Source organism: Paenibacillus lycopersici (genome assembly GCF_010119935.1).
GTDB classification, from domain to species: domain Bacteria; phylum Bacillota; class Bacilli; order Paenibacillales; family Paenibacillaceae; genus Paenibacillus_Z; species Paenibacillus_Z lycopersici.
This window is the reverse complement of sequence record NZ_CP048209.1, coordinates 6,002,348-6,015,636: the sequence shown is the minus strand read 5'-3', so window position 1 is coordinate 6,015,636 and position 13,289 is coordinate 6,002,348. Positions and strand designations below refer to the sequence as shown.

Annotated in this window: 12 protein-coding genes; 8 read left to right on the top strand and 4 right to left on the bottom strand. The window is 58.7% G+C overall.

Going from position 1 to position 13,289, the window contains the following annotated elements; all coding sequences use genetic code 11:
• Positions 1-117 precede the first annotated feature (117 nt).
• From GXP70_RS26380 to GXP70_RS26370, 3 genes are all read left to right on the top strand, one after another.
• On the top strand, positions 118-1,416 hold the full coding sequence (locus GXP70_RS26380) for an ISNCY family transposase (protein WP_162360403.1): 1,299 nt from the start codon (positions 118-120) through the stop codon (positions 1,414-1,416).
• Between the two features lie 165 nt (positions 1,417-1,581).
• Positions 1,582-2,880, top strand: coding sequence for an ISNCY family transposase (locus tag GXP70_RS26375; protein WP_162360403.1), 1,299 nt, complete (start codon positions 1,582-1,584; stop codon positions 2,878-2,880).
• A 158-nt stretch (positions 2,881-3,038) separates the two neighbouring features.
• Positions 3,039-3,515, top strand: coding sequence for a GNAT family N-acetyltransferase (locus tag GXP70_RS26370; protein ID WP_162359564.1), 477 nt, complete (start codon positions 3,039-3,041; stop codon positions 3,513-3,515).
• 57 nt (positions 3,516-3,572) lie between these two features.
• Here the strand turns inward: GXP70_RS26370 and GXP70_RS26365 are convergent, their stop codons facing one another.
• Both GXP70_RS26365 and GXP70_RS26360 read right to left on the bottom strand, forming a co-directional pair.
• Entirely contained in the window at positions 3,573-4,508 is a 936-nt protein-coding gene (locus tag GXP70_RS26365) for an SPFH domain-containing protein (RefSeq protein ID WP_162359563.1), read from the bottom strand.
• Positions 4,509-4,515: 7 nt separating this feature from the next.
• Positions 4,516-4,941: an NfeD family protein gene (locus GXP70_RS26360; protein ID WP_162359562.1), complete on the bottom strand. Its 426-nt coding sequence runs from the start codon at positions 4,939-4,941 to the stop codon at positions 4,516-4,518.
• A gap of 137 nt (positions 4,942-5,078) precedes the next feature.
• Here GXP70_RS26360 and GXP70_RS26355 point away from each other — a divergent pair, with 137 nt between their 5' ends.
• The gene (locus GXP70_RS26355) at positions 5,079-5,702 is read left to right on the top strand and encodes a histidine phosphatase family protein (protein WP_162359561.1); all 624 of its coding nucleotides are present in this window, start codon (positions 5,079-5,081) and stop codon (positions 5,700-5,702) included.
• Between the two features lie 180 nt (positions 5,703-5,882).
• Here the strand turns inward: GXP70_RS26355 and GXP70_RS26350 are convergent, their stop codons facing one another.
• Positions 5,883-6,302 (bottom strand): VOC family protein, encoded by a 420-nt coding sequence (locus GXP70_RS26350; RefSeq protein ID WP_225442563.1) that lies wholly within the window; start codon positions 6,300-6,302, stop codon positions 5,883-5,885.
• Positions 6,303-6,534: 232 nt separating this feature from the next.
• Positions 6,535-7,920: an AraC family transcriptional regulator gene (locus GXP70_RS26345; RefSeq protein WP_162359559.1), complete on the bottom strand. Its 1,386-nt coding sequence runs from the start codon at positions 7,918-7,920 to the stop codon at positions 6,535-6,537.
• Between the two features lie 344 nt (positions 7,921-8,264).
• On the opposite strand from GXP70_RS26345, the gene GXP70_RS26340 reads away from it, so the two are divergent.
• From GXP70_RS26340 to GXP70_RS26325, 4 genes are all read left to right on the top strand, one after another.
• Complete coding sequence (locus GXP70_RS26340; protein ID WP_162359558.1) at positions 8,265-8,807, top strand: OsmC family protein; 543 nt, start codon at positions 8,265-8,267, stop codon at positions 8,805-8,807.
• A gap of 52 nt (positions 8,808-8,859) precedes the next feature.
• The gene (locus tag GXP70_RS26335; protein ID WP_225442562.1) at positions 8,860-10,104 is read left to right on the top strand and encodes an MFS transporter; all 1,245 of its coding nucleotides are present in this window, start codon (positions 8,860-8,862) and stop codon (positions 10,102-10,104) included.
• Positions 10,105-10,153: 49 nt separating this feature from the next.
• A complete protein-coding gene (locus tag GXP70_RS26330) occupies positions 10,154-11,482 on the top strand; it encodes an LLM class flavin-dependent oxidoreductase (RefSeq protein WP_162359557.1) in 1,329 nt (442 codons plus the stop codon).
• A gap of 85 nt (positions 11,483-11,567) precedes the next feature.
• Entirely contained in the window at positions 11,568-13,286 is a 1,719-nt protein-coding gene (locus GXP70_RS26325; protein ID WP_225442561.1) for an ABC transporter substrate-binding protein, read from the top strand.
• Positions 13,287-13,289 lie beyond the last annotated feature (3 nt).

Below are 13,289 nucleotides of genomic sequence, written 5' to 3'. Positions count from 1 at the left end.
CTATAAAAAAATCGCATATAAGTCTATATCTTTTTCGGCATGGTGTTGTTCGTCTGTGATAATGTCACCCTGTAACTGTTCTGAGATAATGTCACTATGAGACAGGAGACCATGACATTGACGAACACAGAGCTGAAGAAGGTATTGGTTGTGGAGAAAGTGTTGGATGGACACATGACGAATGAGGAAGGAGCTGCCCTGCTGGGGCTTTCGGTTAGACAGGTTCAACGTCTGAAAAAACGTTATCAAGTCGGAAACGCTGGGGGGATCGCTCACGGCAATCGCGGACGTAAGCCCGTTCATGCCTTGTCCGCGGAAATCAAGGATCGAGTCGCGGAACTTTACACACAAAAGTATCAAGGCAGCAACAGCTGTCACTTTGCCGAACTGCTTGCTGAGCATGAGGGGATTGAACTAAGCGGCGTCAGCACACGTCGCATTCTCCTCACCAAGGGTTTGAAATCGGCGAAACAGCGTAGACGTTCGAAGGTGCACCAGCCCCGTAAACGTCGCTCCCAAGTCGGTATGCTTTGGCAGATCGACGCAACTCCGTATGCTTGGCTCGAGGATCGTGCCCCTGTCTTTGCCCTTCACGCCGCCATCGACGACGCTACCGGCATCGTGACAGGCGCCGTATTCATGCCCACTGAATGCCGCGAAGGGTATTCGCTTGTGATGATGCAGGGAATCAAGAAACAAGGCATCCCACTCGGACTCTACAGCGATCGCCACACCATCTTCCGTTCGCCGAACGAGAAACTTACCTTGGAGCAGCAGCTTGCTGGCATGACCAAGCCCCTCTCGCACTTTGGCAAGGCTATGCATGAATTGGGCATCGAACACATCAAGGCCGTCACGCCGCAAGCCAAGGGCCGCATTGAGCGCCTCTGGGTGACGCTGCAGGACCGCCTCGTCATTGAGCTGCGATTGCTCGGTGTATCGACCATCGAGGAGGCCAATAAGGCACTCCCCAAGCTTATCGCCAAGCACAACAAGCAGTTTGCCGTAGCCCCCGTATCTGCCGACTCCGCTTACCGCAAGCTTGGCAAGGACGTACGCTTAGAGCATGTATTCACGACACGTGAACATCGTAAGCTGGGTACGGGCCGAACGCTTTCGTACGGCGGGAGGATTTACACCTTCGCCAAGGCGGTACCGGGACACTGGGATGCCAAATCCGTTGTCGAGGTCCGAGAGACACTTAGCGGGGCCTTGCTGATCTGGCACAACGGAGAGGCCTTAATGCTGAAGGAGACCACGAAAGCGGTCCGACAGGCGGAGAAGAAGCCCAATAAAAAAGCGGGTATTGCGCAGCCACGCAAACCCGCCGCTGACCATCCTTGGAAAAGGACGTATCAGGTACACCAAAAACAGATTCAGAATACCACAATGCAAGGCCGAAACCAAGCCACCTGACGGTGGCTTTAAACTCAACGGGGGTGACATTTTCACAGAACAGTTAGGGTGACATTCTCTCAGACAATTGACATATCTTTTTCGGCATGGGTGTTGTTCGTCTGTGATAATGTCACCCTGTAACTGTTCTGAGATAATGTCACTATGAGACAGGAGACCATGACATTGACGAACACAGAGCTGAAGAAGGTATTGGTTGTGGAGAAAGTGTTGGATGGACACATGACGAATGAGGAAGGAGCTGCCCTGCTGGGGCTTTCGGTTAGACAGGTTCAACGTCTGAAAAAACGTTATCAAGTCGGAAACGCTGGGGGGATCGCTCACGGCAATCGCGGACGTAAGCCCGTTCATGCCTTGTCCGCGGAAATCAAGGATCGAGTCGCGGAACTTTACACACAAAAGTATCAAGGCAGCAACAGCTGTCACTTTGCCGAACTGCTTGCTGAGCATGAGGGGATTGAACTAAGCGGCGTCAGCACACGTCGCATTCTCCTCACCAAGGGTTTGAAATCGGCGAAACAGCGTAGACGTTCGAAGGTGCACCAGCCCCGTAAACGTCGCTCCCAAGTCGGTATGCTTTGGCAGATCGACGCAACTCCGTATGCTTGGCTCGAGGATCGTGCCCCTGTCTTTGCCCTTCACGCCGCCATCGACGACGCTACCGGCATCGTGACAGGCGCCGTATTCATGCCCACTGAATGCCGCGAAGGGTATTCGCTTGTGATGATGCAGGGAATCAAGAAACAAGGCATCCCACTCGGACTCTACAGCGATCGCCACACCATCTTCCGTTCGCCGAACGAGAAACTTACCTTGGAGCAGCAGCTTGCTGGCATGACCAAGCCCCTCTCGCACTTTGGCAAGGCTATGCATGAATTGGGCATCGAACACATCAAGGCCGTCACGCCGCAAGCCAAGGGCCGCATTGAGCGCCTCTGGGTGACGCTGCAGGACCGCCTCGTCATTGAGCTGCGATTGCTCGGTGTATCGACCATCGAGGAGGCCAATAAGGCACTCCCCAAGCTTATCGCCAAGCACAACAAGCAGTTTGCCGTAGCCCCCGTATCTGCCGACTCCGCTTACCGCAAGCTTGGCAAGGACGTACGCTTAGAGCATGTATTCACGACACGTGAACATCGTAAGCTGGGTACGGGCCGAACGCTTTCGTACGGCGGGAGGATTTACACCTTCGCCAAGGCGGTACCGGGACACTGGGATGCCAAATCCGTTGTCGAGGTCCGAGAGACACTTAGCGGGGCCTTGCTGATCTGGCACAACGGAGAGGCCTTAATGCTGAAGGAGACCACGAAAGCGGTCCGACAGGCGGAGAAGAAGCCCAATAAAAAAGCGGGTATTGCGCAGCCACGCAAACCCGCCGCTGACCATCCTTGGAAAAGGACGTATCAGGTACACCAAAAACAGATTCAGAATACCACAATGCAAGGCCGAAACCAAGCCACCTGACGGTGGCTTTAAACTCAACGGGGGTGACATTTTCACAGAACAGTTAGGGTGACATTCTCTCAGACAATTGACATATCTTTTTCGGCATGGGTTGTATGTTTATTAAGCGAAGCGGCCGCGACGCGCAAATAGCAACGGAACCGAAGGGAGAACGATCCATGATTACACTCCGAAAAATCACGCTGGATAACCGGCGTGCCATCTTCAACCTCGAAGTTTCCGAGGAGCAGCGCCGCTACGTCGCATCCAACCTGTCGAGCGTGGCGTCTTGCTACGTGATTGCAACCAACGGCGGGCATCCGTTTCCGTTCGCGATCTACAAAGACGAACAGCCGGTCGGGTTCGTGATGATTACGTACCACATTACCAGCTACGATACCCCGTCGGTCGCGGAGGACGGCTACAGCATCCTGCGGCTGATGATCGACAAGCGGCATCAGAACCGAGGTTACGGACGGGAAGCGATGCGAGAGGTGCTGGCGTTCATCCGCACCTATCCGGCCGGGCCTGCGCGCTACTGCTGGATCGCGTACAAGCCTGAGAACACGCCGGCCAAGAAGCTGTATGAAAGCTTCGGCTTTCGCGATAACGGCGAGATCGTAAACGACGAGCATACCACCGTTTTGGAATTATAACGTTGCGAAGAGCGCCTCCATGCTTGATTTAAGCAGGGGCGCTCCTTTAGTCGCTGGTTACTTCGGATTCGTTATATCGAAAATTTTACCGATCATGCCGGCTGAACCGAGGGCATTGACGGCGTCCGTCGGGATGAAGATCGTCGTCGCCCGGCCTTCCGCCATTTGACCGAGCGCTTCGAACGATTTGTACGCCAGGATCTGCGCATCCAGGCCCGCCAGCTTGATCGCTTCGATGCGGGCCCGTTCCGCGTCGGCGACATGCTTGATCGCTTCTGCTTTCCCGATCGCTTCCAGCTCCTGCGCTTTCTGCTTCGCCTCGGCATCGAGAATTTGCCGCTGCTTCTCGGCTTCGGCCGCCAGAACGACCGCCGCTCGCTGCGCTTCCGCTCGCAGGACGGTCGATTGCTTCTCGCCTTCCGCCTGCAGGATGATCGCGCGTTTCTCCCGCTCGGCCCGCATCTGCTTCTCCATCGAATTCTGAATATCCGATGGGATGGCCAGCTGCAGCACCTCGACGCGGTCGATGCGAACGCCCCAGTTCTCCGACGCCTGATCGAGCACGAGCCGCAAGTCCGTTTGAATGCGGTCGCGGTTGGAGAGAATCTCGTCCAGCTCCATCTTGCCGATCGTCGCGCGGAGGGCCGATGCCACGATATTATGGATGCCGCCGACGTAGTTCGCGATACCGTAGGTCGCGAGCTTCGGATCCACGACGTTGAAGAACGTCGCCAGCTCGACGCCGATCGCGACGTTGTCCTTCGTAATGACGGATTGCGACGGCACCGTTTCCTGATGGATGCGAAGATCGTGGCGCAGCCGGATCTTATCGATGACCGGAATGATCAAATTGACCCCGGCATTGAGCGTCTTGTTGTATTTGCCCAATCTCTCCACGATCGCCACGGTTTGCTGGGGGATGATGCGCACGCCTTTCGCGACAATGGCTGCAACCGCCGCAAGAATGACGATAAATACGATTATGCCGACCAACTCGCATCTACTCCTTTGTCACGACTAATTTGGTTACGCGTACTTCGGCGACGCTCACTTTGCTGCCTTCCTCGATTCGTTCGTCCGCAACGGCGGACCAAATTTCGCCGCGCAGGTTAACAAGCCCGGTCTCCCCGGGAGCAATGGTCTTCACGACCCAAGCTTCTTGTCCAATCAGTTCGTCGACGATCGGGCGGAACGCCGTTCGCGCGGCGGAGGGCACGATTTTGCGCAGGAGCGGCAGCAAGAAGAGGTAGAGGAGCGCAAGCGCGACGACGAACGTGAAGCATTGCGCCAGCGGCGGAAGCCCGGCAAGCGCCGCTAGGATGGAGACGACAGAAGCGGCGGCCAGCAGCAGACAGTAGAAGGTGCCGGTAAATAGCTCGATCAGCACGAGCGCGACGGCCAGTACGAGCCAAGCGACGGCGAGCATGAGCCACCTCCTTAACGAACGTTCAGTTCTATACCTATGTAGTTTCTTCGTAATCAGAACAAGCGGAATATGCGATGAGAGCATGAGGATTTGGCCACGAACCAACAATGACCGAACAAGATTGCGAGGCGAGAACAATGAACGAGCTGCTACTCATCAGGCATGGAGATGCCGAGCATTTACGATCGGGCTTCGTCGGCGGGTGGACCGATACCCGATTGACGGACCAGGGGAGAAGGCAGGCGCACTGCACGGGGGAGCGATTGTCGCAGCTGCTCGCGAACCGGACCGTACGCATGTACGGCAGCGATTTGTCCAGGGCGAGCGAAACCGCCGGGATCATCGGCCGGTATCTAGCCGTGCAGCCGATCCTTACGGCAGAACTCAGGGAATCGAATAACGGCCAGGCGGCGAATTTATCCAAGGAGGAGGCAGCGCGAATCGGCCTCCCCGTTACGGAGCCGATTATCGACTGGGTGCCGTATCCGGAAGCGGAAAGCTGGAGAATGCTGCACCGTCGGACTTCCGCCTTCCTCCGCCGAATCAAGGAAGAACCGAATGACGCGACCGTTATCGTAAGCCACAGCAACGCGATTGTCTCGCTGATTCAGGGCTGGCTCGGTTTTCCGGCCGAACTGTTCTCCGTCTCCTTCGATATCGAGCCGTGCAGCATCACGCGGCTGCGGACGAACGGCTGGCATGAACCCACCCTTGCCAAGTTGAACGATACTTCGCATCTGGAGCATGCCGGTAATTTCTGATCAGAGGCAAGCCGCATGACGGGGGCATGCCGTGCCGCTTATCTAAGCAGACGAACGGCAGCCGAGAAGGCCTGCCGCTGCTAATTGGCCGAGCGCCTGAGTCGACGACGGGCCGATGCCAAGCAAGTGACAAGGGCGGCCGTCCGCGCGATAACCCGCGCGGACGGCCGCCCTTATTCGCTACTCCCGGCAAATCATCAGCTTGTTGCCGTCCGGATCTTTGACCACGAACCAGTGGTCGTGCTCGATGCCGGTCACCAGCTCGACGCCGAGCTGTTTCATGTAATCGAGCGAGCCTTGCAGATCGCTCGTCATCAGCATGAACGCCGGCGTCGTAATGGACGGCGCGCCGCCGGGCTCTTGGCCGCCCCACATCGGCATGGTGTCCAGGATGAGGCCGGTGCCTTCCATCGGCAGCGGACATAGGTGGCCGCCGATAATGTCGCAGCGCGTCTCGTCGAGTCCGAGCACCCGGCAGTACCAGCTGCGGGATTTCTCGATATCGCGCACCGGGACGAAGCAGCTGCCGACTTTATTTTTCACCGGACTTGCGGCAAAGGTGCCTTCGGCAGCGGATTCCGGCTGGTTGGATGGGGTCATGGGCTTGCCTCCCTGAATAAGTTTGAATGACTTCGGTACAAGGTTGGGCCGGTAACCGCCCGGACCGGAGCGATGCATCTTCCGTGGGCTCATGATTGTCCTTCGGCATTATCGCTTGTTGTTATTGAGGAAGCGACCAGCGCGAAGCTTTCCCCCCTCGTCATCGTATCGTTCGCTAATTCCACTTGCCAATCCGCTTATCGGCTTTTCGCTGAACATGGATGGCTGCCGTTCACGCTCCGACGGACCGCGTGACAGGCAGATAGAGGCTTACGACGGCATCCCGTTCGACATCCATGCCCGGAGAGACCTCGTATTCCGCGAACCATTGGCGATCCTCATCCGGCAGACAGTCGCCGCTCGCGGCGATCCAGCGATGCATCATTTCGAGGACGCCGGTCAACGAGCCGTACGTCCTCGTTGCGCAGTACGCGTAATCGCCGGCCTTGAGCCGCCGTTCCTCGAGCCCCTCCCACGGAGCGGTACGGTCTGCCGCATCGTTTGACTGCGAAGCGGAAGCGGGGATTATCCCGTTCTCCCACCAGTAATCCGCCGAATTCCGCATGCCGTAAGCGAACGACATATAGTAGATTCCTTCGCCGGCGCTGCCGTTCTTCCCGGACAGCGTCTTCCTGTGCCATGCGATCAGCCGCTGTTCGGCCGCCGACTGGGCATCGGCTCCGATGCCGCGGGCGCAGTAGGCGCGCAGCTCCGGCCGACGCACGATTTCGATCGTCTCCCGCCGCAGCTTCCGCTGAACGGGGAGGAAGAGATGCATGCGCGTTACTTTGCCGTTGTAGGCGATGAATTCCTCGATGCAGGGCGAGTCGTCGAGCTCGAAATTGCTCTTCGGCAGCCATTCGGAGACAAGCCGGTTCCAGCCTTCCTGAATGATCGCGGGAGACGCCGAGGGAACCTTCCTTACGGCGTACAAGCCTCCGGCGAACGGCGCTGCCGCCCAATCGCCGCCAAGCATGTCCGGTTCCTCCGTCAGCATCAGGATGCGGTAACCAAACCGGGGATGCCCGCCGTCATCAGGCATATCCACATTGCAGCCGAAAATCCGCGCTTTGCGCTTTCCCGCCGCGCCGATCGCCGTCAGCCTCTCGTACGCGATGCGGAACGCTTCGTTCTCCATGCCTGCTTCCTGCTCCGCGACATGCAGATAGGCAGCCGCCTTACCGGGCTGAAGCCGGACGACCTTCACGTCGGGGAACCGTTCCGACTGCTCCCTGTCCTCCGAGTACGCGAACTGTTCGCCGAGGCGGATCGGTTCGAAGCTGTAATGGATGGCGGCGGTGCGATAGGCGGCCGGCGTCAGCCCGACGAGTTTCTTGAACACCTTGGCGAACGCGTGATAGGACGCGAATCCGCTTTCCAACGCGAGCTCTTCCACGGTGCGCTTCGAGTATCGCAGATGATTGGCGGCGACGCTCATTCTTCGCTTGCGGACATAATCCTTCACGGGGTGCCCGGTCAGCGCATAGAACATGCGGTATAACTGCGGGACCGATGCGTAGGCCTCTTCCGCGAGCGTAGCGAGCTCGAGCGCCTCGTCGTCGTCCAAATGGTCTTCGATGTAGTCGAGCGCCCGCTGCACCGCATCCGCATAACTCATGGCTCTCACCTGCCGTCGTTGATGTCTTGGCCTTATTATAGCAAAGGAAAATCGAGGAAGCAGGTTCAAAATTATCAAGTTTCTACATCGAGTTTCGTATGGCGTGCGTGCGGCTCGCTCGTCTTCCGCAATTCCGGCAAGCAACGCGTGCCGCCTGCATCGCGCAACCGGCTTTGCATCGGAATCTTAAATACATGAATCGGCTTTTTCTATTATACATCGGGTCGGATGTCATCTATATTATAAATACCTAGTTTTCTCATAGGAATTGTAAATTATGTTTGAGGCAACGCGTGCATGGCAATCAGGGATACATACGTCCCGGAGAAAGGCGGAAGAACGAGATGGGCACCTTAAACGAATATTTAACGCACAAGCGTACCGCATTATTGGCGCGCCGGGCGCAAGCGGAATCGCATCCGGAGCAGACCGCCAAGCTGCGCGCGAAGGCCAGGGCGCTGGGACGAAGCGGCGTCCGCGAGATCCGCATCCGGGATTTCCAGGTGATCAGCGACAGCCCGCCGGATTTCGCCGGCTATGATCTCGGTCCTTCGTCGCCGGAGCTTCAGCTGGGCGTGCTCGGCAGCTGTCTGACCCATATCGCGCTCATTCAGGCCGCGGAACGCCGGGTTTCCCTTCATGCCGTCGACGTGGAGGTGGAGGGCGAGATGCATCCGCTTGCCGGGCGTCCCGGCTACGAGCACATCCCCGTCTACCCGCATAACTTGCGCTACACGCTGACGTTCGAATCCGATGAAGCGGAGGAGACGCTGCGCGCGCTGCATGAAGCGATTGAGCAGGTCTGTCCGATTTTCAACCTGCTCCGCCAACCGCAGCGCGTCGACGGCGAGTTGATCATCCGTCGCCCGGAGGCGCGCAATGCGTAAGGCGCCGGGCGGCTGCGGCAGGCGATCCGCAAGCGACAGGGGGACGTAACCGTTGCCTCGGCTGTCCGGACTGCTTCAATTGCCTCCGTGGAAGCGCAATTTGTATATTCTCTGGCTCGGGTTGTTTTGCAACTTCATGGCTTATACGCTCTCCGTCCCGTTCTTCCCGCTGTTCCTGCAGCAGGAGCTGGGCGTTCGGAGCGGGCTGGAAGCCTGGTCGGGCGTGTCGATCTCGATCAGCTTCCTGATCAGCGGCTTATGCGCGCCCTTCTGGGGCTCGCTCGGCGACAAGTATGGCAGCAAGTCGATGCTTGTCCGTTCGGGCATCGGGCTCGGCATCGCGCATTTGGCCAACTATTTCGTCCATGATCCGTATACGTTCATCCTCGTCCGGATCTTCCAGGGACTGATGGCCGGCTTCGGTCCGACGTCCATGGCGCTCGTCGGCACGAATACGCCGGAGAAGCATGTCGGATACGCGCTCGGCGTCATCTCCACCTCGACCGCCGCGGGCGGCATTATCGGACCGCTGGCCGGCGGGATATTGAGCCACTGGGCCGGGCTGCGCGGCTGCTTCATCGCCTCCGGCGTCATCACGCTCTGCTCGGCGCTAATCGTCCTCGGAGTGAAGGAATCGCATGAGCGCCGCGCCGCGAGACGTCCCGGCATATGGCAGGACATCAAGCGGGCGGCGGCCAATTCCCGCTTGCTGCGCGTATACGGGCTGATTCTGCTCGTGTCGACGTCGGTGATGATCCTCGATCCGTTGTTGACCATCTACGTGGTTCAAATCGGAGGCAGCGCCGAGAACGCTTCGGTCAGCTCCGGCATCGTGTTCTCGGCGGTCGGCGTGGCGACGGTTATTATGGGGCCGCGCTGGGGAAGGATCGGGGGTCGAATCGGGTACGGCAGGACGCTGTTCATCGGCTTGATCGGCGGCGGAGTCGGCAACTTACTGCAAGCGGCCATTCCGCATCTGGTCGGCTTCGGGCTGTTGCGATTCGGTTACGGACTGTTCTTTGCCGCGGTCTATCCGGCACTGAACGCGCTGATCGTTCACTACGCGGACGGCGACTTCCGAGGCAGAGCCGTCAGCTTGAGCCAATCGGCCAGCCAGTTCGGCATCGTCGCGGGGCCGCTGCTCGGCGGCCTGCTGGGCGGATGGATCGCCATTCCGTATGTTTTCGTGCTGACGGGCATCGCGCTGCTCGCCGCCGCATGGGGAGTCAAAGCGATGCCCTCCGGCAAGCCGGGCGAGAGCGAAGCGGAACGAACCGCTTCTATTTCGACATTTTAAATCCGACTAAAAGCATGCGAATAATTTGAATGAAATGAGGGGACTAACCATGGCGCAACGACAATTGAAATTAGGCGCGAATTTGAACGGCGTCGGCAACAGTATCTCCTTCTGGCGTCATCCCGACGTGCCGATCAACGCGAGCGTAAGCCTGGCCTTCTATACCGGGCAAGCGCGCAAGGCGGAAGAAGGGAAATTCGATCTGCTCTTCATTGCCGACGGGCTGTTCATTAACGAGAAGTCCAATCCGCATTTCCTGAACCGCTTCGAGCCGCTGACGCTGCTGTCCGCGCTGGCGGCGTCTACCGGGCATATCGGACTCGTCGCTACCTTGTCCACTTCCTACAGCGAGCCGTTCACGGTCGCGAGGCAGTTCGCTTCGCTGGATCACTTGAGCGGCGGCAGGGCGGGCTGGAACGTCGTCACCTCGCCGCTGGAAGGCTCCGCGCTGAACTTCGGCAAGGGCCGGCATCCGGATCATGCGCTGCGCTACGAAATCGCCGAAGAGCATCTGGCTGTCGTCCAAGGGCTGTGGGATTCCTGGGAGGACGGTGCCTTCGTCGGCGATAAAGCGTCCGGCGTCTTCTTCGACCCGGCGAAGCTGCACGCGCTGAACCATAACGGCACGCATTTCGCCGTGCAAGGGCCGCTCAACGTGGCGCGTTCCAAGCAGGGCTATCCGGTCGTCTTCCAAGCCGGCTCCTCGGATTCGGGCAAGGCGCTGGCGGCCAAGTCGGCGGACGCGATCTATACGGCGCACGAGACGTTCGCGGAAGCGCAGGCGTTCTACGCGGACGTGAAGGCAAGGGCGGCGGCATACGGAAGAAATCCCGACGAGCTGCTCATCTTCCCGGGCATCGGCCCGATCGTCGGCAGAACCGAGGAAGAAGCCGAACGGAAATACCGGGAGATTGCGGAGCTCGTGGCGATCGACCAAGCGCTGAATTACTTGGGCCGGTACTTCGAGCACTTCGATTTCTCCCGATTCCCGCTCGACGAGCCGTTCCCCGATATCGGCGATCTCGGCAGCAACAGCTTCCGCAGCACGACGGACAAGATCAAGCGGGAGGCCAAGGAGCAAGGACTCACTTTGCGCCAGGCGGCCCTTCGGGCATCCACGCCGCGCTCGGGATTCATCGGTACGCCGGAGAAGGTCGCCGATCTGATTCAGCAATGGTTCGAAGGGGGCGCCGCGGACGGCTTCAACGTTCGTACGGTCGTGCCGAACGGATTGGCCGATTTCGTCGACCTGGTCGTGCCGATTCTTCAGGAGCGGGGCTTGTTCCGCAAGGAATACGAGAGCGATACGCTTCGCGGCAATCTGGGACTGCCGGTACCGCGCAACCGGTACGCATCGGAGGCTATCGAGACGATATGATCCGCGGCCGCGATCCAATAAACCATTCACCGCAAACGATCAAACAAATTCATGACCTACAGCGTCAATCGGGAGGAAATGGGAGATGAGAAAAGGATTAGGGGTCAAAGTCAGCTTGGTTCTGGTTATTGCCGTCATGCTCTTGTCGGCTTGCGACTCGTCCGGGAAGAAGAACGGCGCGGGCCCGGCAAGCGGAGACGCCGGAGGGAAGAACGCCGCGAATGCGGCGAATGCCGCGGGGAGCTCGAATGCATCGAGCGATGCGGGGGGACAGAACGGCGATACGAAGGCCGCTTCCGGCGGCGAGCTGTCCTACGCGCTGGCTACCTCGCCGGATACGCTCGATCCGGCTCGCAGCGGCCTGGCCGTCTCCGTGCGGGTGTTCCGCACGATCTATGACAGCCTCGTCGCGCAATTGCCCGACAATTCGATCAAGCCATGGCTGGCGACCGAGTGGACGATTTCGCCGGACGGCAAGAGCTACACGTTCAAGCTCCGCAACGACGTAAAATTCCAGGACGGCACGCCGTTCAACGCGGAAGCGGTCAAGTACAGCTTCGACCGCATTCTCGATCCGGCGACGAAGGCCGCCAACGCTTCGGCGCTGCTGAAACCCTACCAATCGTCGGAGATCATCGACGACTATACGATCAAGCTGAACCTCGAGACCCCATCCTCGGCCTTCCTCGGCAACTTGAGCCAGGCGATGCTCGGCATCGTATCGCCGACGGCGGCGAAGAAGTACGGCGATCAATTCGGCAAGAATCCCGTCGGCACCGGCCCGTTCTCGTTCGTGAAATGGGAGGACAACACGGACATTCAGGTCAAACGGAACCCGGATTACGCGTGGGCGCCCGAGCTGGTCGAGAACAAAGGGGCGGCCTATCTGGACGCCATCGATTTCAAAATCATTCCTGAGGAGGCGACGCGCATCGGCAGCGTGCAAAGCGGCCAGGTGAAAGCGATCGAAACGGTGCCGCCGCAGAACGTCGTATCGCTCAAGAACGACGCGAAGCTTCAAGTCATCCAGACGAATACGGCCGGTCTGCCGTACACGCTGTTCTTCAACCAGACGCACGCGCCATGGAACGAGCTCAAAGCAAGGCAAGCCGTCCAGTATGCCGTGGACATCGATTCGATCGTCAAGAGCCTGTATCTCGGCACCTACGAACGCGCCTGGTCGCCGCTGGCCCCGAATACGTTCGGCTATGATCCGGCGCTGGAGAACGGCATCAAGCCAGATCTCGACAAAGCCAATCAGCTGCTCGACGAGCTCGGCTGGACCAAGGGCTCGGACGGCATCCGCGAGAAGGACGGCAAGAAGCTGACGCTGCATTATGTCGACGGCTCGCCGAACCGGGAGAAACGCAACGATATCGCGGCCATTATTCAGCAGCAATTGAAGAAGGTCGGCATCGACGTTCAGGTGGAGATCACCAAGGACACCGCCACCGTCGTGTATACGAACTGGGCTTACGATCTCTATGGCAACAGCCAAGTGAATTCGGACCCGGCGGCGCTCAATTCGTTCTACCATACGACCGCCGAGGGAGCCCGCCCGTCGCTCAGCCATCTCGCCGATCCCGAGCTCGACAAGCTGCTGGATCAAGGCGTCGTCGAAACGGATGCCGCGAAGCGCAAAGAAATTTACGTTAAAGTCCAGCATGCCATTATCGACAACGCCGCCATTCTTCCGGTCTATGTGTTCCCGTATACCGTAGCGGCCGTGAAGGAGCTGTCCGGTCTGAAATTCGATTCGCTCGGGTATCCGCTGTTCAACGACGCCTCGCTCGCGCAGAAGTAAGGA

Coding starts and splice junctions, on each gene's coding strand:
- GXP70_RS26370 (WP_162359564.1), top strand. CDS start 3,039: ATGATTACACTCCGAAAAATCACGCTGGATAACCGGCGTGCCATCTTC.
- GXP70_RS26360 (WP_162359562.1), bottom strand. CDS start 4,941: ATGCTCGCCGTCGCTTGGCTCGTACTGGCCGTCGCGCTCGTGCTGATC.
- GXP70_RS26355 (WP_162359561.1), top strand. CDS start 5,079: ATGAACGAGCTGCTACTCATCAGGCATGGAGATGCCGAGCATTTACGA.
- GXP70_RS26350 (WP_225442563.1), bottom strand. CDS start 6,302: ATGACCCCATCCAACCAGCCGGAATCCGCTGCCGAAGGCACCTTTGCC.
- GXP70_RS26345 (WP_162359559.1), bottom strand. CDS start 7,920: ATGAGTTATGCGGATGCGGTGCAGCGGGCGCTCGACTACATCGAAGAC.
- GXP70_RS26340 (WP_162359558.1), top strand. CDS start 8,265: ATGGGCACCTTAAACGAATATTTAACGCACAAGCGTACCGCATTATTG.
- GXP70_RS26330 (WP_162359557.1), top strand. CDS start 10,154: ATGGCGCAACGACAATTGAAATTAGGCGCGAATTTGAACGGCGTCGGC.
- GXP70_RS26325 (WP_225442561.1), top strand. CDS start 11,568: ATGAGAAAAGGATTAGGGGTCAAAGTCAGCTTGGTTCTGGTTATTGCC.